This window comes from Streptosporangium sp. H13245 (assembly GCF_055690525.1).
In genome coordinates, this window is sequence record NZ_JBSZKT010000002.1 from 325,368 (window position 1) to 344,814 (window position 19,447).

The 19,447-nt window shown below is 71.0% G+C and carries 18 protein-coding genes; 12 read left to right on the forward strand and 6 right to left on the reverse strand.

Features of this window, described 5'->3' with window-relative positions; genetic code table 11:
• Window positions 1-181: 181 nt before the first annotated feature.
• The gene (locus ACW9TB_RS05465) at window positions 182-1,177 is read right to left on the reverse strand and encodes a CU044_5270 family protein (RefSeq protein ID WP_472746820.1); all 996 of its coding nucleotides are present in this window, start codon (window positions 1,175-1,177) and stop codon (window positions 182-184) included.
• Window positions 1,170-1,760, reverse strand: coding sequence for an RNA polymerase sigma factor (locus ACW9TB_RS05470; protein ID WP_472746821.1), 591 nt, complete (start codon window positions 1,758-1,760; stop codon window positions 1,170-1,172). Before ACW9TB_RS05470 ends, ACW9TB_RS05465 begins: the two co-directional genes overlap by 8 nt.
• 287 nt (window positions 1,761-2,047) lie before the next feature.
• Here ACW9TB_RS05470 and ACW9TB_RS05475 point away from each other — a divergent pair, with 287 nt between their 5' ends.
• Window positions 2,048-2,977 (forward strand): hypothetical protein, encoded by a 930-nt coding sequence (locus ACW9TB_RS05475; protein ID WP_472746822.1) that lies wholly within the window; start codon window positions 2,048-2,050, stop codon window positions 2,975-2,977.
• The gene (locus tag ACW9TB_RS05480; RefSeq protein ID WP_472746823.1) at window positions 2,974-3,786 is read left to right on the forward strand and encodes a hypothetical protein; all 813 of its coding nucleotides are present in this window, start codon (window positions 2,974-2,976) and stop codon (window positions 3,784-3,786) included. The genes ACW9TB_RS05475 and ACW9TB_RS05480 overlap by 4 nt, the downstream gene beginning before the upstream one ends.
• A 228-nt stretch (window positions 3,787-4,014) precedes the next feature.
• On the opposite strand, the gene ACW9TB_RS05485 is transcribed toward ACW9TB_RS05480, so the two are convergent.
• The 3 genes from ACW9TB_RS05485 to ACW9TB_RS05495 are packed head-to-tail and all read right to left on the reverse strand — an operon-like array spanning window position 4,015 to window position 6,572.
• Complete coding sequence (locus ACW9TB_RS05485; protein WP_472746824.1) at window positions 4,015-4,200, reverse strand: hypothetical protein; 186 nt, start codon at window positions 4,198-4,200, stop codon at window positions 4,015-4,017.
• Window positions 4,197-5,273 carry a class I SAM-dependent methyltransferase gene (locus tag ACW9TB_RS05490; RefSeq protein ID WP_472746825.1) on the reverse strand — a complete coding sequence of 359 codons (1,077 nt, stop codon included), beginning with the start codon at window positions 5,271-5,273 and terminating at the stop codon, window positions 4,197-4,199. Before ACW9TB_RS05490 ends, ACW9TB_RS05485 begins: the two co-directional genes overlap by 4 nt.
• 42 nt (window positions 5,274-5,315) lie before the next feature.
• Window positions 5,316-6,572, reverse strand: coding sequence for a cytochrome P450 (locus tag ACW9TB_RS05495; RefSeq protein WP_472746826.1), 1,257 nt, complete (start codon window positions 6,570-6,572; stop codon window positions 5,316-5,318).
• A 311-nt stretch (window positions 6,573-6,883) separates the two neighbouring features.
• On the opposite strand from ACW9TB_RS05495, the gene ACW9TB_RS05500 reads away from it, so the two are divergent.
• The 10 genes from ACW9TB_RS05500 to ACW9TB_RS05545 all read left to right on the forward strand — a co-directional run bounded on the left by ACW9TB_RS05500 (window position 6,884) and on the right by ACW9TB_RS05545 (window position 16,726).
• Entirely contained in the window at window positions 6,884-7,267 is a 384-nt protein-coding gene (locus ACW9TB_RS05500) for a hypothetical protein (protein WP_472746827.1), read from the forward strand.
• Between the two features lie 78 nt (window positions 7,268-7,345).
• Window positions 7,346-8,299: an ABC transporter ATP-binding protein gene (locus ACW9TB_RS05505; protein WP_472746828.1), complete on the forward strand. Its 954-nt coding sequence runs from the start codon at window positions 7,346-7,348 to the stop codon at window positions 8,297-8,299.
• Window positions 8,296-9,135, forward strand: coding sequence for an ABC transporter permease (locus ACW9TB_RS05510; RefSeq protein WP_472746829.1), 840 nt, complete (start codon window positions 8,296-8,298; stop codon window positions 9,133-9,135). The genes ACW9TB_RS05505 and ACW9TB_RS05510 overlap by 4 nt, the downstream gene beginning before the upstream one ends.
• Before the next feature lie 194 nt (window positions 9,136-9,329).
• Window positions 9,330-10,646, forward strand: a complete 1,317-nt coding sequence (locus ACW9TB_RS05515) for a cytochrome P450 (protein ID WP_472746830.1) — start codon at window positions 9,330-9,332, stop codon at window positions 10,644-10,646.
• Window positions 10,636-11,838 carry a flavin monoamine oxidase family protein gene (locus ACW9TB_RS05520; protein WP_472746831.1) on the forward strand — a complete coding sequence of 401 codons (1,203 nt, stop codon included), beginning with the start codon at window positions 10,636-10,638 and terminating at the stop codon, window positions 11,836-11,838. Before ACW9TB_RS05515 ends, ACW9TB_RS05520 begins: the two co-directional genes overlap by 11 nt.
• An 11-nt stretch (window positions 11,839-11,849) precedes the next feature.
• A complete protein-coding gene (locus ACW9TB_RS05525; protein WP_472746832.1) occupies window positions 11,850-12,899 on the forward strand; it encodes a Rieske 2Fe-2S domain-containing protein in 1,050 nt (349 codons plus the stop codon).
• Window positions 12,896-13,690, forward strand: coding sequence for an alpha/beta fold hydrolase (locus ACW9TB_RS05530; protein WP_472746833.1), 795 nt, complete (start codon window positions 12,896-12,898; stop codon window positions 13,688-13,690). The genes ACW9TB_RS05525 and ACW9TB_RS05530 overlap by 4 nt, the downstream gene beginning before the upstream one ends.
• A gap of 73 nt (window positions 13,691-13,763) precedes the next feature.
• Window positions 13,764-14,609: a hypothetical protein gene (locus ACW9TB_RS05535; protein WP_472746834.1), complete on the forward strand. Its 846-nt coding sequence runs from the start codon at window positions 13,764-13,766 to the stop codon at window positions 14,607-14,609.
• A complete protein-coding gene (locus ACW9TB_RS05540) occupies window positions 14,543-15,211 on the forward strand; it encodes a VOC family protein (RefSeq protein ID WP_472746835.1) in 669 nt (222 codons plus the stop codon). Before ACW9TB_RS05535 ends, ACW9TB_RS05540 begins: the two co-directional genes overlap by 67 nt.
• 105 nt (window positions 15,212-15,316) lie before the next feature.
• The gene (locus ACW9TB_RS05545; RefSeq protein WP_472746836.1) at window positions 15,317-16,726 is read left to right on the forward strand and encodes an NAD(P)/FAD-dependent oxidoreductase; all 1,410 of its coding nucleotides are present in this window, start codon (window positions 15,317-15,319) and stop codon (window positions 16,724-16,726) included.
• 155 nt (window positions 16,727-16,881) lie between these two features.
• Here the strand turns inward: ACW9TB_RS05545 and ACW9TB_RS05550 are convergent, their stop codons facing one another.
• Window positions 16,882-19,335 carry an ATP-binding protein gene (locus tag ACW9TB_RS05550; protein ID WP_472746837.1) on the reverse strand — a complete coding sequence of 818 codons (2,454 nt, stop codon included), beginning with the start codon at window positions 19,333-19,335 and terminating at the stop codon, window positions 16,882-16,884.
• Window positions 19,336-19,447: the final 112 nt, after the last annotated feature.

Genomic DNA, 19,447 nt, shown 5'->3' on the forward strand with positions numbered 1-19,447 from the left:
GTGTCGGCACCACCGGTAAGATCCGGATCGGCTGTCTCCCCATCGACCCCCGTCTGGTCCTCCCCAGCAGGCGGCCGATGCCCGGCCTCTGACAGCCGGGCGTCCACCGCGTTCGGCGGCATGTCCTTCGCGCCGGCCCATGCCGTGCGGAACGTCGCTCTGGGCGCGCCGTCGCGGTTTTCTAGGGGATCTGTCCGGGGTTGTCGACGACTCCCATCGCTACCTCGGCGGTTGCGAAGACGCTTCCCTTTGGGAAGGCCACCTCGTTGTTGATGAGGTAGTCCTGCAGGTATTCCGTCCGTGAGCCGAGGTAGCGGTAGGTCGTGCTGTCGAGGATGACGTAGGAGCACTGGGTGACCTGGCCGTTCTTGTCGCGTTGCGTGCCGAAGCCCGGGGCACCGGCCTCGTAGGCGATGCCCATGCCTGGCCTGCCCGCCGCGTCGCGTACGCCGAGGTCCACCCGGACGCCGGGAATCCTGGCGAGAGCGCGGAAGATCGCGGCTTCCAGTTTGGGCGGCGTGTAGACCTCTTGGCCGAGGTAGAGCGACAGCACTCGGAACGCCCGCGCGTCCGGGGGCTCGTTGAGACCGCGCTCCTCGTCCGGCTTGTCCCTCCAGTGCGAGTCGCCCTTGACGTGGGCGAGCAGCCTGTCCGGGTCGGTGGGCAGCTTGGCCAGCCTGGCCGCGTACTGCCGGGGGGACAGGTCGTCGTCACCCGGGTCCGGCTTGATGGTGCGCGTCTCCATCGGGCCCGAGTTCCACCGGGTCGCCTGCCTGGTGCCGTCGTAGCGCGTCCAGTGCTCCTGGACGTCGACCGAGCCGTCGGCGGGCTGTATGCCGACGCTCTTGCGGTACAGCCACTGGTCGGGACGGGGCGGGGTGCCCTCGGGCCTGCGCCTCTCGGCCGTCAGCGCCGCCTGCCTCAGCATGACCTCCGCGCTCACCGGCGTCGCCTCCACGGTGACGGGCGGCCGTACGACCGGCCGCTCGTCGTCGTTCACCACCACGAGCACCGCCGCGATCACCGCGACGGCCGCCGCCATGGCCATCGGCAGCGCGGACACGGGCCGGAACCGGTGGCGGCGGCGCAGGGAACGCGCCCGCAGCGCGCGCAGGCGGTCGGCGTCGGGCTCGGGCGCGTCCGCCCGCAGCTCTCTCAGCGACTTCAGGTCATCCACGGCCGGCCTCCTCCGAGATAGCGGACGGATCGACCCCGCCCAGGGCCTCACGGGTCTTCCTCCTGGCACGGTGCAGGCGCGAGCGCACCGTGCCGATGGGGACGCCGAGTGCTCTCGCCGTCTCCTCGTAGCTGAGATCCGCCCATGCGATCATCAACAGCACCTCGCGATCCTTCGCCGACAGCACGGCGAGCGCCCTCACCAGATCGCGCTGCGCCGCCGAGGCCGTCACCCGGGCCTCCACCCGGTCGGCGTAGCTCTCGGCCACCTCGTCCACCCCGGTCCTGGCCAGCGAGAGGTACGCCCTGACCTCGGCACGACGGTGCTTGCCGATGAGGTTGGCGGCGATGCCGTACAGCCAGGGGCGAGCACTGCGGTAGTCGGTGTCGTAGCGCCCGAGCCGCCGGAAGGCGGTGAGGAACGTCTCGGCCACGATGTCGTCGGCCATCGAGTCCCCCAGACGCCGCGTCACGTAACGGTGCAGGGCGGGGGCATGTCGGTCGAACAGCACCGAGAAAGCGGCGGAATCACGCCGGGCACGCTTGATCACCTCCGCGTCGTCCAGATCTGTCTCCGCACTCAAGCGCGAACTCCGTTTCCTCGGTCCGGTCCCCCCTTTTCACCCGATGCCGCGAATCGAGTTCTCCACACTTCCGTTTCGACGCATCCGACTGTGCCGTTCGTCGCGGGGTGCCTCGGCGTCCGCTCCGGCCGCCGTCGGTCCGGCGCGCTCTTCGCCGCCTCGGGCCGTTCCCTCCGCCGGTGTGTGCGCCATATGCCAAAATGATCACTCCACCCAGCGGCATGAATCGGTCTGTCCGGCTTGCCGAAAAGGCGCTCGGCGCCATCAGGAGAGGATGTCGGTTGTCCGTGACGGACTCGGAGCTCGCGGGCGAGCTTCGCGAACTCGCCGATCATCCCCACCTCGCGGCCCGCCAGGACCAGCTGCGTGATCTCGCGAACGCGGTCACCGATCCCGAGGCGGCCGGGCACTGGTGTGAGATCGATCTGTTCGCGGCCTTCTCCCCCGACGACACCATCCTCGTGGACGAGGAACCGGCGGGAAGCACGTCCTCACCGGGAAGACCGGGAAGATCTGGGAGACCTGGGAGACCGGGATGGCGGCGAGGGCTCGGCGGCGCCATCGGTCCCGCGCTCGTCTTCGTGCCGATCCTCATCACCTGGCTCGGGCTGATGATGGCCACGGGCGCCTACGGTGACGTTCTCGACGACGGCGGGCCGGACGCGGCTCAGCGGCCCTTCCTGGAGATGTGGCAGCAGGGCTTCGACGGCAGGTTGCCCGGGTTCTTCGAGTTCGACAACATCGCGCTCTGCACCCTCGCGGCCATCTTCTGCCTCATCTGCTGGACCGTGTACGAGAACATCACGCGGAACACCAGGGAGGACGCCTCTGAGCGGGCACTCCGCGCCCTCCGCGTCCGGCTTCGCGGGGCGCTGACCGAGGCGAGCCTCGTACTCGGCCAGGTCCGGCTCTCCTCGCCGGAGCGGTTCGGGGCCGAGCTCAGCAAGGCGGCGGCCGACATCGGCTTCGTCGGAACCACGGCGCGCAAGGTGCACACCGAGCTGGTCGAGGCGCTCACCCTGACTCTGGAGGCCACCCGGAAGACCACGGACGCGCTGACCGGCAGCGCGATCGACGTACGCGACGCCGTCGAACACCTGGGCGGGCACCTGGCGGCCATCAACAGCACCTGTGACGACCTCGCCGCGGCCGTGGCGCGGACCTCGACCGTGTTCAAGGTCCCGGACGCCTCCCAGCGAATCCGGACCTCGCGGTGACGGCCCGGCGACGGACCTCCACCTCGACCCTGCTGGCCGGTTGGCTCTTCGCCGACCTGCTGCTCGGGCTCACGATCGTCATGCTGGGAACGCAGGCGCCTTCGCTCCCACGTGCTACAGCCCCCGAAGCCCTCGAAACCACCGAAACCGCTGGAGCCGCCGAAGCCTTGGCGGACACCGCCCCGGTCCGGCCGGACAGCGTCCGGTCCCTACCGGAGACCAGTCGGCCGTCGGAGGAAGAACCCGAGGCGGAAGAACTCCGGGCGGAGAAGCTCCCGGAGGAGAAGCCTCCGACGGAGGAGACTCCATCGAAGGAGTGGGAGAAGAGCGAGGAGTCCCTGAAGGAGACATCCCCGTCGAAGAGGCGGGAGCGGGACTCGGGGGAGGAAGGTCCCGCGCGCTCCCGGCCCCGTTCCTCCCCCTGCGCCGATCTCGTCGGAGGCGTACGGGCGGAACCGACCACGATCTCGTTCCGGATCGCCCCCGGCACCGGTGACGGCGTACTGGCCGCGCACGTACGTCAGGAACTGCGTAAGTACGGGGACCGCCTGGCCGGGCGGCGTGCCGGGATGGTTCTGACCTTCGGCACCGGTGACGGCGCCGGGGAGGGCGTCCGCCTGGCCACGCGGGTGAACGCCGCCATCCGTGAGGCGTACCCGCGTGTCTTCGGAACGGCCGTGACCCGGAACTTCCACGACCTCGCCGCCCCGAACGGGTCGGTCTCCATGGAGATCTACTTCGTGACCCACGGGTGCTCTCCCGCTTCCACGGGGTCCACGAACCCGGGAGGCACCCGGCGAACCCGGTGAAGGTGAAGAGGAAGGTCGTGCCGGGAGACGGAAGCCGTGGCCCGGAGAACCCGGAGAAAGGGGCACCCGCCTCGCGGCGAGTGCCCCTTCCCCATCCGTGGTGAAAGGCCTGAAACTCCCTGGCGGAAGCCCGGCATTCCCTGGCGAAGGCCCGGGACCCTGTGGCAGAGAGCCCGGGGGGTCTGTGGAGGAGGAACGGAACCGGCCGGGTTTCTTTCCTGCCGGTTCCTAGTAGCGGGGTTTGCGGCTCAGGGCCACACCGGCTACCAGGAAGATGCCGCCGATCACCCCGGAGCCGATGGCGCCCGGGGTGTTGGCGGGGGTGCCGCTGGCCTGGAGGACGGCGGTGACGAGGCCCATCACGCCGCTGATGTAACAGAAGATCGTGATGAAGATCTTGACGTTGGTGCTCACTGGGTTCCTTCGGTGGTGCGACGGCCGTCGGGAGGCGCGTCAGGGGCGGTACCGGCTGCGGTGAACCCGAGGAGCATCACCCAGGCGTTGGGGTCTGCGCGGAACCGGTTCCAGCGGTCGGCGGCGAGGGCGAACTCGCGAAGCGACAGCACTCCGGCGGTCAGGAGCGGCTGCAGCCGTCCCGGGCCGAGGTGGGGGGCAAAATCATCTGTTGGTCGGGTGTCGTTGGTCGTGGCGAACGGGCGAAGGGCGACCTCCGTGAAGCCGGTGTCACGCAACAGGCGGGTGAGGCGGCGGCCGATCGCGCGGTCACCTCCGGCGGCTTGCTGGGTCGCCGCCATCTTGGCGTGGATCCCGGCCAGTTCCGGGTAGGCCGGGTCGGCCAGACCCCAGCAGGAGGCGTCCACCTCGGTGACCAGGATCCGGCCACCGGGGCGGAGGATCCTGCGGGCCTCGGCGAGGGCCGGTGCGGGGTCGGGAAGATGCTGAAGGACGTATCTGAGGAGTACGTATCCCGCGCTCGCCGTTTCCAGCGGCAGGTCGGCGGCGTCGGCGACGACCAGTTCGGCACCCGCGCCCTCGGCGTGGGCGAGCAGGTCCGGGTCGATGTCCACGGCGACGAGCGACAGGTCGGGCAGGGCCCGGCGCAGTCGCCTGGTGATCGCGCCCGACCCCGCACCGACCTCGACCAGCGGGCCGTCCGACGCGGTCAGGCCCAGCTCGCGCAGCAGGCCCAGTTCCTCGTCGAACGAGAGCGCCGCCTGGGCCTCCAGCCGGGCCAGCTCGCCCGCCATCCCACCCGCCGTGGTGGCGGCGGGGTTGTACGAACCGGCGTTCGGCGCCGGGGTACCGGGACCTCGCGGGGCGGGAACCGGCCGTGCGGTGTCACGGCCCGTGACGTCGTGGCCTGTGTCGTCGCGGTCGGTGATGTCGCGGTCTGTGTCGTCGCGGTCGATAATGTCGCGGCCTGTGACGTCATAGCCTGTGTCGTCGTGATCGGTGATGTCGTGGTTGATGTCGTCGTGGTCGGTGACGGTCGCCGTGGGGTGCGGGGGGATGGGGATGGTCGTCATCGGAGGCTCACGATCGCGTACGTGACAGGCTGGGAACGGTGGTCATCGGGGGCTCACGACCATGCGCATGCCGTGTTTCGGGCGGAGGGTCACCAGGGCCTCCGGTTCCACCGGGAAGCCGGGTTCCAGCGTCAGCCGTACCGACTGGGACAGCATCGCCAGGACGAGCGTCGCCTCGATCAGTGCCAGGTGCTGGCCGACGCAGATGCGTTCGCCGCCGCCGAACGGCAGGTACAGATGACTCGGGAGGTCGGCACCGTCGAAGCGGTCCGGTACGTACGCATCGGGGCGGTCCCAGTAGCGGGGGTCGCGGTGCAGGACCCACTGGCTGACGCAGACGAGCGTGCCGGGCCGTACCGGGTGGCCGTCGAGCTCGTCGGGGCCGGTCGCGCGGCGGGAGATCAGCCAGACCGGGGGATACAGGCGCATCGCCTCCTGTACGGCCCGGCGGCACAGGGGCAGGTCGGGCAGGTCCCCGGCCGTGGGCAGGCGGGTGCCCAGGACCCGGTCCACCTCGGCGCGGACCCGTTCCGCTTCCTCCGGGTGACGGTCCAGGAGGTAGAAGGTCCAGGTCAGGGCTTTGGCGGTGGTTTCGTGACCGGCCATGATCAGGGTCAGGACCTGGTCGCGGAGGTCGGTGTCCGTGAGGGAGCCGAGCATGGTGTCGAGCAGGGTCCCGGTGGTGTGGGGAGAGGCGCGGCGGGAGGCGATGACCGTACGCGTGATCATGTCGAGGAGGGCGCGGGCGCGTACGTAGCCCTGTCTCCGGCGGCTCGTGTCGGCCGGGCCGGGGTCGGGGTCGGGTACGTAGTGGCCGATGAAGCGGTTGACGTCGTCCACCGCGCGGCCGAACCCGTCACCCGCCCCGCCGAGGTCCACGTCGAGCACCGCGCGGGTCAGGATCGACAGGGTCAGCGAGGTGAAGTGGTGGTCGATCGGCTGGGGGACGCCGGTCTCCGCGGCGCCGCGCCAGCGTGCCAGCAGGGCCGAGGTCTCGTCGGTGATGGTCTCGTCGAAGGAGGCGACCGCGCCACGGCGGAAGGCCGGGGCGCACAGCCGCCGCTGCCGCGTCCACTCCGCGCCGGTGCTGGTGAGCAGGCCGTTTCCGAGTAGCGGGCGCAGCATGTGGTCGTCCGGCGTGTTCTTCTTCGTGTAGTTGCCGACGTTGTCCTTGAGGATGTGCCGGGCGAGATCCGGGCGGTGCGCCATGAAGACGGTCTCGCCGTTCGCGTGATGGCCGGTGACGTCTCCGTAGCGACGTGCCAGGCCGGTCACGAACCCCAGCGGATCGCTGCGCATACGCCCCATGTCCACCGGGCCCGAGGGACCCGGTGGAAACCGCGTGCCGGTAGTCGTCACCGACACCTCCGTTCACCGTGCCTAAGTATTTCCATTACGTATTCACGAGTATCGGATATACGTATTGAGTATTGTTGATGATTCGATCCGTACTGTGGGATGCTACGAATGTAACACCGCGCGGAAGAAGGTATCAATACTTACGCGAATGGCGAATAACTTAAGTCTTGGTATGAGCCGCGCGGCATGCGAGAGTCCTTTTCAGTTGCCGACGCAGAAAGCAGCGGTAAACAACCGACAGGGAGAATCGCATGGCACTTGAGCCGCAGGAGCGCGCGGAATTCATCAACGCCTACACCCGTACGCTCATCACCGCCTGGTCGGACGAGGAGTACGCGGCCCGGCTGACCGCGAACCCGCGGGCCGCGCTGGCCGAGTCCGGCCTGGTGGTCCCGGAGGACGCCGAGATCGTCATCGTGCGGCACATCCCCGAGGGTCACGAGGAGGGCAACCTGGACGTCCAGGTCGGTCTCTGGGAGGTCGGCCAGGCGACGGGTCAGTACGAGTTCCACATCCCCGAGACCCCGGTGGTCGACGCCACCGAGCTCAGCGAGGGCGACCTGTCCGACATCGCGGCCGGCGCCGACATGGCCGCCTGCTACTACTGCTGCTGCCCCTGCTGCTGCTGCACCTGATCTCCATTTCCGGCGCCATTTCCATAATCAATTACGACATCGCCGTCCCGTTCCCGTCTTCATCGGAGGAGTAAGTCGATGGTTTCCGCCGCCGCGGAAAACGATCCGGTCGCCGTCACCGGCCTGAACAAGCGTTACGGGGAGCACACGGTGCTCACCGATCTGAGCCTGCGGGTACACCGCGGCGAGGTGTTCGCCTTGCTCGGGCCGAACGGCGCGGGAAAGACAACGACCGTCGAAATACTGACGGGAGTACGGCGGCGGAGCGGTGGAGACGTGCAGGTCCTCGGCCAGGATCCGGCCAGGGACCCGCGGGAATGGCGGGCGCGTATCGGGGTGGTCGGCCAGTCCACCGGCGCCTACCCCGATCTCACCGTGGGTGAGGTGGTGAGACAGTTCGCCGCCATGTACCCCAGGCCGCTGCCGCCCACGCAGGTGCTCGACATGGTCGGCCTGGGAACGTACGAGAAGAAGAAGACCACGGAACTCTCCGGCGGCCAGCAGCGCCGCCTGGACGTGGCGGTCGGCGTGGTCGGCGACCCCGAACTGATCTTCCTTGACGAGCCGACCACCGGGCTCGACCCGGTCGCCCGTCGCGAGGCGTGGGAGCTGGTGCGGTTCTTCTCCGAACGTGGCCGCACCACGGTGCTGACGACCCACTACCTGGACGAGGCCGAGACGCTGGCCACGCGCGTGGGGGTGATCGCGGGCGGGCGGCTGGTGGCCTGCGGGCCGCCGCGCGAGCTGGGCGGGCGGGAGACGACCCCGGCCACCGTGTCGTTCCGGCGCTCCGAGTCGCTGGCCGGCCGGGCGCTTCCCGACCTGCCCCGCGGGGCGGTCCTCGAACCGGGGCCGACGGGCGCGGGCGACCTGGTCACCGTACTGACCTCGGAGCCCACCGGGCTGGTGAGCCTGCTGGGGTCCTGGGCCGGGACCGAGCTGCCCGAGCTGACCGTGCACCGGCTCACCCTGGAAGAGATCTACCTCAACCTCATCGACCGGCACCGAGAACAGCCGGAGGAGAACACGTGAGCGTCATCGATTCCGTCCGCGCACCCGGCCGCGGACTGCTGCCCGACCTGTGGCGGTCCAGTACCGCCCGGTCGTCGGTCGAGCTGAAGTCGTTCTTCCGCAACAGGCAGTCGCTGGTCTTCACCCTGTTCTTCCCGGTGATCCTGCTGGTGGTGTTCGGCGCGATCTTCACCGGCAAGGTGCAGGGCACCCAGACCGATTTCAAACAGGTCTTCATGGCGGGCATCGTGGCCGCCGGTGTGATGAGCACCGCCTTCTCCGGGCTGGCCATCAACATCGCGATCGAGCGGGACACCGGCCTCATCAGCAGGCTGGCGATGACGCCGATGCCCAAGTCCGCCTACTTCATCGGCAAGCTGGTCAAGGTCGTGGTGACCACCGTGGTGGAGACGGTGCTGCTGGTGAGCATCGCGGTGACCGCGTTCGGGTTGCCCCTGCCCGGCACAGCGCAGCGCTGGTTCACCCTCGCGTGGGTGCTGACGCTGGGCACCGTCACGTGCGCGCTGGCCGGTATCGCCTACAGCGCGGCGATCCCGAACAGCCGTTCCGCCGCGGCGATCGTGACGCCGGTGTTCATGGTGCTGCAGTTCATCTCCGGTGTCTTCTACCCCTTCCACCAGCTTCCCGCGTGGATGCAGAACACGGCCGCGCTGTTCCCGGTGAAGTGGATGGCGCAGGGGTTCCGCGCGGTGTTCCTGCCGGACGCCTTCACCGTCGTGGAACCGGCGGGCGGCTGGGAGCTCGGCCGCGTCGCGCTGGTCCTCGGGCTGTGGGCCGTCGGCGGGCTGCTGCTGACCGCGCTGACGTTCGGCTGGCGCAACGCGCGCGTGCGGTGACCGGACAGGTCATACGGGCGTACGGGCGTCCGGCCGGGCAGGCGGTTGGTCGTACGGGCTCTTGAACAGGACAGGCATCTGACCGTACGGGCTCCTGAGCAGGGCAGGCGGTTGACCGGGAAATTCGCTTATCAGGCAAGTGACAGCAGATCGGGAAAGTCGCTCAGGCAAGTGACAGCAAGGGAAACTGACGCGTGACGGCAGGCACTCAGATCCGGCTCCCCGCCCACCTGTCCCACCCCTTCTCCCCCTCGGGACGGACCGACCCCTATCCGGCCTACGACTGGCTGCGTTCCCACGCTCCCGTCCACTACGACCAGATGTCGCGGCTGTGGCTGGTGACCGGGCACGCCGACTGCGCCGCCGTACTGCGTGACCGGGGTTTCTCGGCGGCGGCCGGGCAGCAGGAGCGGGCGCGCGGCGAGGAGCTGCCGCCGTCGATGCTCACCACGGACCCGCCCGACCACGCGCGGCTGCGCGCGCCGGGACTGCTGCTGCTGGGCCCCGCGGCGATCGCGTCGGTGGCCGGGGGGATCGCCGCCGACGTGGACGACCTTCTCGAACGGCTGGCGGGCGAGACCGTGGTCGACGCGGTCAGGGAGATCGGGAGCCCGCTGGCCACCTCGGTCTTCCTGCGGCTGTTCGGGCTGGCGGAGAGCGACAGGAAGGTCTTCGCGCAGCTCGCCCAGGCGGCCTCGATCAACCTGGATCCGTTGGCCGGGCCGCAGGTCGCGGCACTGGGCAGGTCGGCCATGGGAGAGCTGAACCGGTTCCTGGACGGGCACAGCGTGGTCGCCGCGCCCAGCCCGCTGGCCCGGCTCGCCGCCGACGACCGGCTGACCCGGCCGGAGATGCTCGGGGTGCTCGGGCTCGCCGTGGTGGGCGGGTGGCAGCCGCTGGCCGAGGCGATCGGCAACGCCCTGTACTGGCTGCTGCCTCGCCCGGAGGCGCTGGCCGCGCTGCGCGAGGGCGGGGAGGAGCTGGCGCGTACGGCGATGGACGAGCTGCTGCGGCTGGAGGCGCCGATCCCGTTCACGGCGAGGGTCGCGGTCGGGAACGTGACACTGCCCGGCGGGGAGGTGCCCCGGGGAGCCCGGGTGCTGGCGGTCGTGGCCGCCGCCAACCGGGATCCGGCCGTTTTCGACCGGCCAGGGGAGATGCTGCTCGACCGGACGCCCAACCCGCACCTCGCCTTCGGCGGGGGACCGCACTTCTGCCTGGCCGCGCAGCTCGTACGGCAGACCGGGGCGGTGCTGCTGTCCCGGCTGGCCGGGCGGTTCCCGGCCGCGTCGCTGGCCGACGCGCGACCGGCGTGGGCCTCCTCCCTGATCCCCCGGCGGCTGCGCTCCCTGCCGGTGAACCTGGGCGGCCTTTCGATGAACCCGGACGACCTGCCGGTGGCCCCGAGCGACCTCCCGGCGGACTCAGGCGGCCTCCCGGCGGACCCGGACGGCTTCCCGGCGGACCCGGACGGCTTCCCGCTGGAACGGGGAGGCGGGGATGCGTACTGAGGTCCTGGTGATCGGCGCGGGTGTCAGCGGGCTGACCTGCGCCGCCCGCCTGGCCGAGGCCGGGGTGTCCACCGTGGTGGTCGAGGCCAGGTCGCGGGTGGGCGGGCGGATACGGACCTTCCGTCCCGCGGACGGCGGGCCCTCGCTGGAGCTGGGCGCGCAGGTCGTCCACGGCGACCGGAACCCCGTCCACGAACTCGTGGAGACCGAGACGGCGCCCCGGCCGACCTCGGCCCGGGTGATCAGCGGGCGGGTGGGCCGCCCCATGGGGGCGCTGGCCCGCACACCGAATCCGCCGTGGGCGCTGGAGGCCAGGCTGAACGCCGAGGGCGCCGGGGCCGGTGAGTCGGTGAACGACTGGCTCGGGGACCGGGGCGGGCCGTACCCGGTGGCGAGCGAGTGGTTCCGCCAGATCTGGGCCGCGGATCCGGACCGGCTCAGCGCCGGGGGCGTGGCCTCGGCCCAGCGGGGGGACACCGCCGGGCGGGGGGAGTTCGTGGTGTCCGGCGGGTTCGACCTGCTGCCCCGGCGGCTGGCCGAGGGACTCGACGTACGCACCGGCTGCCCCGTCCAGGTGCTCGGCTGGTCTCCGGGACGGGTCGGCGCGCAGACTCCGGGCGGGACCGTGGAGGCGGGGCGGGTGGTGGTGACCGTGCCGCCCTCCGTCGTGACCCACGGCACGCTCACCATCAAGGACCTGCCCGACCACAAGGCCGAGGCCGCGCGGGCCCTGGCGCCGGGAGACGGCTGCTGCGTCGTCGCGACCCTGTCCGTCCCCGCGCCGGAGACGGCGTCGGTGTTCGACGCGGACGGGGCAGGTGGCTTCGTGAGCTGCCGCGAGGGGCGTCCCGAGGTGCTGGTCGTGGCCAGGGACGCGGCGGCGGCCTGCGTGCGCGCCGCCACCGGTCCCGCCCTGTCGGCCCTGCTCGCGGTGGCCCTGCCCTGGTCCGCGCGGGCCCGGGTGGTGGACACGGAGATCGCCGACTGGGGGGCCGACCCGTGGAGCCGGGGCGCGTTCACCGCACCGCTGCTCGGCGCGGAGCGGGCTCCCGAGGTCTGGGCCGAGCCGGTCGCGGACACGCTTTTCTTCGCGGGCGAGGCCACGGTCTCGGGGACGCGACCGCCGTGGGTTCAGGGGGCGATCGCCAGCGGGGCGATCGCCGCCGACCGGCTCCTGGAGGCGATGGGCTGATGACGTCAGACGTGAAACACTCGACAACACCTCATTCCGGCTGGTACCTACCGGCCTTCACTTCCGAGCTGGCGGCCGAGGTGACCCCCCTGGAGATCGGGACCCGGCGGCTGGTGGCCGTACGGGACGAGACGGGGATCCGGGTCTTCGACGCCGACTGCCCGCACCGGGGCGCGCACCTCGGCTACGGGGGACGGCTCTCCGGCGGCTGCCTGGTCTGCCCGTTCCACGGCCGCAGGATCGCGCTGGGCGAGGCCACCGGGCGGCTGTCGGTACGCGAGCACCATGTGATCGTCTCCGGTGAGGCGGTGTTCGTCCGGTTCTCGGACGGCGTCGGGGGCGCGGACGACGACCGGGGGCTCACCAGGGCGCTCAAGGAACTGGAGGCGACCCACCCGCTCACGGCGGCCGTGGTCAGGCCGGTGGCCGCCGACCCGGCGCTGATCGTGGAGAACGCCTTCGACATCGACCACTTCACCGAGGTGCACAAGGTGCCCCGGCTGCGCGGGATGGCGCATCGGGACGGGGACGAGGGCGAGCTGGTCATCGAAGGCGAGTTCGTCATGGGCGCCAAGCCGGGGAGCACCTCCGGGCAGCAGGTCGTCCGGGCACGGTTCCTGGCCCGCGCGTACAGTCCCGGCGTGGTCGTCACCCGGTTCGGGCCGCCGGGGTGGGAGCAGGTCATCGTCACCGCCGCCGTGCCGTACGAGCGGGGCGGCTGTGTGGCGCGGGTGGCGATCGGGGTCCGCCCGGAGCAGCGGGGAGAGCTGCCGCTGCTCGTCCACGGCAGCGAGCGCGCGCTGGACGAGGACGCGGTGATCTGGGAGCGGCTGAACCCTCGGGCGGTCCCCCGCTTCGACAGCAGGGACGCGGCGGTGGTGGCCTACCGGAAGTTCTGCACGACCTTCGGGACACCGGCCTCCGGGGAACCGGCTCTCGGGGAACCCGCCTCCGGAAAACCAGCCGTCAGGGAACCCGCCCCCGGGGAACCGGCTCTCGGAAAACCGGCCGTCGGGGAGCCCGTACCCGGGACACCCGGTGAACTCAGGGAGCCCGCGTGAACGGGCTTCGGGTCGTCGCGTCGGGGACGGGTCCGGCGGTGCTGTGGGTGCACGGCTACACCATGGACCTCACGCTGTGGAGGCCGCTGTGGGAGCTGCTGCCGGGCTGGCGGCACATCGGCGTGGATCTTCCCGGTCACGGTGGCTCCGAACCGCTGCGCCCCGGCACGACTCTGCCGACGCTTGCGTTACGGCTGGCCGAAATCGCCGTGGCCGAGCGGGCAGACCGGGTCGTGGGACTCTCCTTCGGCTCCAGTGTCGCGCTGCAGATGGCCCTGGAGGCGCCCGAGGCCGTACGGCACCTGGTGCTCGCGGCGCCGACACTCGGCGGAGCGCCGCACGACCTCGCGGCCCGGCGGCGCTACATGGAGCTCATGATGGTCCGCAGGGCGGGCGGCGGGCGGGAGCAGATGGCCGAGCTGTGGATGAGCTCCCCGCCGGACATCTTCCGCGGCACCGAGGCACATCCCGAGCTGCGGGCCCGGCTGCGCGCGGTGATCGGCGGGCACTCCTGGGCCGAGCTGGACACGGGGGCGATGGCCGCCCTCAGCGCGCACCGGCACCCGCCGGAGGCCCTGGCCGGGATCGGGGCCGCGACCATGGTGATCGTCGGCGACTCGGACATGCCCACCTTCGTGGCCAATGCCGAGACGCTACGACAGACGGTCCCGCACTGCCATATTCGGACAATCCCAAACTCGGGGCACCTTCCCCTGTTGGAACAACCGGAAATGTCAGCAAAGGCGGTATTTGCGGGACTGACGTTATCTGAGAGAGTAGATCGCGTTTGAGGCTATTGTACGAGAGCTTGCAGTTGGACACCCGTAAGGGGGGTTAGTGCCCCTGTTGTTGAATTTCTTCGGCATGACCTTCATGGTTCTCACCGAACTCAACCCCGCCGACCTGGCATTCATGTTCGGTCCCCACCTGGTGGAGACCGGCGAGGCACAGCTGGTCGTGAAGCTTCTCACCGGCAGGCCGTCGGGCGGGGAACTGCTGGTCCACCGTCCCGACGGGATGCTGTTGCAGCGTCGCGTGTTCCGAGGATGGAGCACCATGCCACCTCCGCTTCCCCCGTTCGCCGTACTCGACCATCTCTTCGTGGTGATGCGCGCCATCGTCATGGCCAAGGGTGACGCGACGGTCGCCCTGATCGGCAGTTCCTGCTCACCCGGCGCCGGCGTGGCGGCCGCGCTGGCCGGACGCTCCTGGCGGCCGGTGTCGGGGCAGCTCCTCGTGGTCGACCGGAGCACCGGCCACACGCTTCCCTTCCAGGTGCCGCTGGACCTGCGCGGCAGCGCCCTGGAGTCGGCCAGGACCGGCGGCCTGATCGGCCAGGAGGCGGACTCCGGCGCCTGGCGGCAGGCGCGGCCGACGCTGGCCGGGGAGTCCGTCCTGGTCCGCCCGGAAGTGCTGGGCCCGCCCGTCCCCATCACCGCCAGGCTCGCCCCGCCCACACTGGTCAGGCTCTGCCAGGGAGAGGACGACCGCTGCGGGCTGGAGCCCTGGGCCTTCCAGCCGCACGTCTGGCCCCCGGCCACCTCGGACCTGGCCGACGCTCCCCGTTACCGGCTGCTCATGCCGGAGTTCGGCGGTGCGGAGGAGGCCGCGGCACTCATCGACGACATGATCCAGGAGACACCATGCCCCGGCGGACCGCGTACGGACCGGGAACACCTTGCTGGGTTGATCACATCACCGTCGATCTGACCGGTGCGAAACAGTTCTACGGCGACCTGTTCGGATGGGAGTTCACCAGGGACAACGATCGCGGCTACCACCTGATCACGTTGCGTGGGGAGATCATCGGCGGCCTCGGGCCCAGCCCGATGGGCCGGGCGCCCGGTTCGTCGTGGAACGTCTACCTGGCGTCCAAGGACCTCGACCACACCCGGGCGGAGGTCGGGCGCCTGGGCGGCCACATCGTGATGGGCCCGGTGCCCGCGGGCGAGGACGGCCGTCTCTGCCTGGCCGTCGACCCGGCGGGCGCGGCGGTCGGCTTCTGGGAGGGAGGCAGGGACGAGGGCGTGGTCCTGGTGGACGAGCCCGGCGCCCTGTGCGCCTGCGAGCTGCACAGCGCCCGCCCGCACCTGGCGGCGGAGTTCTACCGGAGCCTGTACGGCGACACTCCCCTGGTGATCCACCCCTCGTCCGGGACCGGCTGGGTGCCGTTCTTCGGCGTCGAAGGCACCGAAGTCGAGAGCGTGGAGAACGCGGGAAAGGCGGCCCTCGCCGCCGGGGCCCGTCCGCTGGAATCCGGCCTGTTCGCCGACCCCCTGGGCGCGATCTTCGGCCTCACCGTCCTGAATTAATCCGAAAATGCGTACCAAGATGAGCATAAATACGTATTAACAATATCCTCTCACCCTTGCGATGATTCTCGGGCTGGCCATTCTCGTGTGGGAGAGGGGTATTTCATGGCGCCTGATGTGGTGGTGATAGGCGGAGGCCCGGCGGGAGCGATCTCCTCGGCGCTGCTCGCGCGGGCCGGTGCCCGGGTCCGCCTGCTGGAACGGGATTTCTTCCCTCGGTACCACATCGGCGAGTCGATCTCCTCTTCCTGCCGGGCCATCATCGACCTCGTCGGCGCGCGGGAGAAGATCGAGGCCCGCGGCTACCAGGTCAAGGAGGGCCTGCTGCTCCGCTGGGGCGCCGAGCGCGACTGGACGATCAACTGGCCGGACCTCTTCGGCGACCAGGTGCGGTCCTGGCAGGTGGACCGCGCCGACTTCGACGACGTCCTGCTCCGGCACGCCGCCGACCAGGGCGTCGAGGTGGTCCAGGGCGCCCAGGTGAAGAAGGTCCGTTTCGACGGCGACCGTGCCGTGGGCGTGGAGTGGACGCACGACGGACGCCTCCACGAGGCTCCGGCCGACTTCGTGGTGGACGCCTCAGGCCGCGCCGGTGTGCTCTCCTCCCAGCACTTCCGCAACCGGCAGCCGCACGACGTCTTCCGCAACGTCGCCATCTGGGGCTACTACCGGGGTGGCGCCCTGCTTCCCCGTACTCCCCGGGGCGGCATCAACGTGATCTCCTCCCCCAACGGCTGGTACTGGGTCATCCCGCTCAGCGGCGACGTCTACAGCGTGGGCTTCGTCACCCACCGGGACCACTTCCTGGCCCGCAGGCCCGAGTTCCCCTCGGTGAACGCGATGTTCCTCGCCCTGGTCGCGGAGTCGGAGACGGTGACGGAGCTGGTGGCGAGCGGCCGCTTCGAGGGCGAGGCCCGCGTCGAACGGGACTTCTCCTACTCGGCGGACAGCTTCTGCGGCCCCGGCTACTTCCTGGCGGGCGACTCCGCCTGCTTCCTCGACCCGCTGCTCTCCACCGGCGTGCACCTGGCGATGTACAGCGGCATGCTGGCGGCCGCGAGCATCCTGTCCACGCACGCCGGGGAGGTCACCGAGCGCGAGGCGCTGGGATTCCACGAGTCCCACTACCGCAACGCCTACGGCCGGATGTTCTCCATGGTCGCCGGGTTCTACGAGCAGTACCGGGGGAAGAACAGCTACTTCTGGCTGGCGCAGCGCCTGGCCAGGGGCCAGTACCCGGAGCTGATGAGGAAGCGCGGCGGTGATGCCCCGGCCCCCTCCGACGGCGCCTTCGCCTCGATCACCTCGGGCCTGACCGACCTGGACGACGCGACCCGCGTCGGCGGCGCGGCCCCGCTGGACGCGATGGTGCTCGCCGGAGAAATGGTCACCGGGAGAGCCGGTCAGGCCGCGGGCACCGACCTCGGCGGCCCCGGCGACGCGACCGGCCTGTACCTGGTCACCGAACCGAGGCTGGGCATCGGAAAAGCCGTCGAACCGGTGTCACCCCGCTGATCGAAGGACGACCGGACAAGCAGGTGTCACCACACTGATCACAGAACCGCCGGACAAGCCGACGTCACCGCGCTGATCACAGAACGAACCGGCGTCACCACACCGGTCGGAGGGCCGGGCATCGGACAGACCAGACCGGCCCGGCCTCGCGTTGGTCAGAGTCCGAGGGCGGTGGACAGCTGGTGCCGCCCTCGGATGCCCAGCTTGCGGTAGATGCGGCCCAGGTGAGTGTCGATGGTGCGCTTGCTCAGGCAGAGCCGCTCGGCAACCTCCATGCTGCTCATGCCCTGCCGTACGAGCTCGACGACCCGCTGCTCGGCGGGGGTGAGCACGATCCGGGCGTGCGGCGGCTGCGCGTTCGGCGCGTGGTCCCGGCTCACCGGCGGCTCGGCGGCGATCGTACGGGCCGCGGAGTGCTCGCCCAGCGCGGTGTACGCCTTGGCGGCGTGGGCGCGCCAGGGCAGGCAGGCGGGGTTGGTGATGCCCCGGGCGGAGAGGCGGTGCCCGCAGTCGAGGAACAGGCCCAGGGCGGTGGCGTGGTCGTCCGCCTCCGCCGCGATCAGCCCCTGGACCTCCAGGACCATGCTCTTGACCAGGGGGTGGGCGTCCGCGGGGACCTCCATCTCGCGGAGCAGCGCCTTGGCGTCCTCCGTACGGCCCATCCTGATCAGGGCGCGTGCGCCGCAGGCGCGGGCCGCCGTGGCCAGCACCCGCGCGCCGATCAGCTCGGCCCCGTCCCGCGCGTCGAGCGCGTCCCGCAGGCTGTCGGCCGAGTCGCCCCGCCGGTGGCCGACGTCGGAGCGCAGGAGCAGCCCGAGCGCGTGCAGGTCCGGCTGGTCCCAGGTGCGGGCATCTTGCAGGATCCTGGCGCACACGGCCAGCGCCTCCTCCGGCTGTCCCGTCCAGCCGAACGCCAGCGCGGCACCCACCAGACCGGTCCCGACCGGGCGGTCCCTGCGGGAACGTTCCCGGGTGGCCCGCGTCGCCAGCCGCCTGGCGGTGTCGGGATATCGTCCGCCCGCCGCGACCATCGCCGCCAGCGCGCCGGAGAACTCCTTCGCCGCCGCGTCCGGTACGCCGGACACGGCCATCCGCAGCGACCTGCGCAAACCGGTGCGGTATCCCGACAGCACCCCCTGCGCGGTCAGCCGAAGCAGCGGCCCCCTCGGCGGGTCCGCCACGGCCGCCAGCTCGTGGGCCGCGGTGACGAACGGCCGCACCCCCACCGTGCTGGCGGCGAGCGCGGGACTCGCCAGGTTCAGCAGCGACCTGGCGCGCCTGGCGGGGTCCGGGGTGGTGGTGGCCAGCGCCTCGGCGTGCCGGACGCAGGCGTCCAGGTCGTGGCGGAGCTCGACCATGCCGAGCTGCAACGTCAGCTCGTGAATGGTGGCGGCGTCGTCGGAGCACGCCAGCGCGCGGCGCAGGTAGCGGGTCGCGTCGTCGTACTCGCGGGCCGCGACCGCCTCGGTGGCCGCCCTGCGCAGCACCGGGACCCCCCAGTCGGAGTCGGTGAGCATCAGGTGCTCGGCGGTCTGCGCGGCCGGAGCGCCCAGCCGCGCCAGCAGCGCGGCCCCGCGTTCGTGCAGGCCGAGCCGGGTCTGGTTGTCGACGCGCGACAGCACGGCCGTACGGATCAGGGGGTCGCGGAACCGTACGGGCGGCCCCTCCGTGATGAGGCCCGCCTGGACGAGGGCCCGGCGGGCCTGCCTGACCTGCGGCTCGCCCTGGCTCAGCAGGATCGCCGCCACGGTGATGTCGGTGTCGGGTCCCATGACGGCGAGCTGGGTGAGCAGCTCGGAGGCCACCGGGTCGTGGTTGTGCAGCCATTCGAGCACGGTGTCGGACAGCGCCGCCGTGCCGATCTCCAGCACCTGGTCGGCGTCTGGCTCCCCCGGGCTCACCCTGGCCTGCCGCATCCGGCTGGTCAGCTCGCGCAGCACCAGCGGGTTTCCCTGCGACAGCGTGTGGCAGAGCGCGGCCAGCTCCACGTCGGGCGGCGCGCCCAGCGCCTCCGCGACGAAGTCGGCCGTGCAGGTGGCGCAGAACGGCCTGAGCTGGACCAGCCGCGCGTACGGCAGCTTGCCCAGGTCCGCGCCGAGCCCGGCCGGGGCGCTGCCGGGCAGCGTGGCGATCATCATCACCGGCAGGTCGTCCAGGCGGCGCGCGATGTAGGAGAACCAGCGCAGCGACGGCGTGTCGGCGAAGGACAGGTCGTCGATCGCGATGACCACCGGGTGCTCCGCGACGAGGTCGCGGGTGATGTGGAACAGGCTGAGCAGCAGGTCGTGGGTGGCCGGGCCGTCGCCACCGGCGGCGCGGTCGAACTGCCTGCGGGTCCGCTCACCGGAGGAGAGGACCGGGTCGAAGAGCTGGCGGACCATGCCGTAGGCGAAATGGCTCTCACTCGGGTGGCAGCGTGCCCGCAACACCCGGCTGCGCGGGGGCAGCATCTCGGTAATGGCGCCGAGCAAGGAGCTCTTGCCCATCCCGTTTTCCCCAAGAATTGACGCGACGGTCGGTCTTCCTGACCTGAGATCGTCAAGTGCCTCCCGGAATACAGTCAGTTCTCTGTCCCGGTGAAGAAGTGGAGCCATGCCCCATCGTCCCATTCTTCCGATACGGATCTCAACGGGTTCCGTGCCCGTCTTTCGCGGCGATCCGGTTGTGAGCCCGATTGCCGCCGGACGCGACGATACTGAGGCGGCGGCGCCCGCGCCCTAA

Bases quoted from the DNA above. Each gene is read 5' to 3' on its own strand.
- ACW9TB_RS05535 (WP_472746834.1), top strand. From the start codon at position 13,764: ATGACCTTCATGGTTCTCACCGAACTCAACCCCGCCGACCTGGCATTC.
- ACW9TB_RS05550 (WP_472746837.1), bottom strand. From the start codon at position 19,335: ATGGGACGATGGGGCATGGCTCCACTTCTTCACCGGGACAGAGAACTG.
- ACW9TB_RS05500 (WP_472746827.1), top strand. From the start codon at position 6,884: ATGGCACTTGAGCCGCAGGAGCGCGCGGAATTCATCAACGCCTACACC.
- ACW9TB_RS05520 (WP_472746831.1), top strand. From the start codon at position 10,636: ATGCGTACTGAGGTCCTGGTGATCGGCGCGGGTGTCAGCGGGCTGACC.
- ACW9TB_RS05545 (WP_472746836.1), top strand. From the start codon at position 15,317: ATGGCGCCTGATGTGGTGGTGATAGGCGGAGGCCCGGCGGGAGCGATC.
- ACW9TB_RS05490 (WP_472746825.1), bottom strand. From the start codon at position 5,273: ATGACGACCATCCCCATCCCCCCGCACCCCACGGCGACCGTCACCGAC.
- ACW9TB_RS05540 (WP_472746835.1), top strand. From the start codon at position 14,543: ATGCCCCGGCGGACCGCGTACGGACCGGGAACACCTTGCTGGGTTGAT.
- ACW9TB_RS05495 (WP_472746826.1), bottom strand. From the start codon at position 6,572: ATGCGCAGCGATCCGCTGGGGTTCGTGACCGGCCTGGCACGTCGCTAC.
- ACW9TB_RS05505 (WP_472746828.1), top strand. From the start codon at position 7,346: ATGGTTTCCGCCGCCGCGGAAAACGATCCGGTCGCCGTCACCGGCCTG.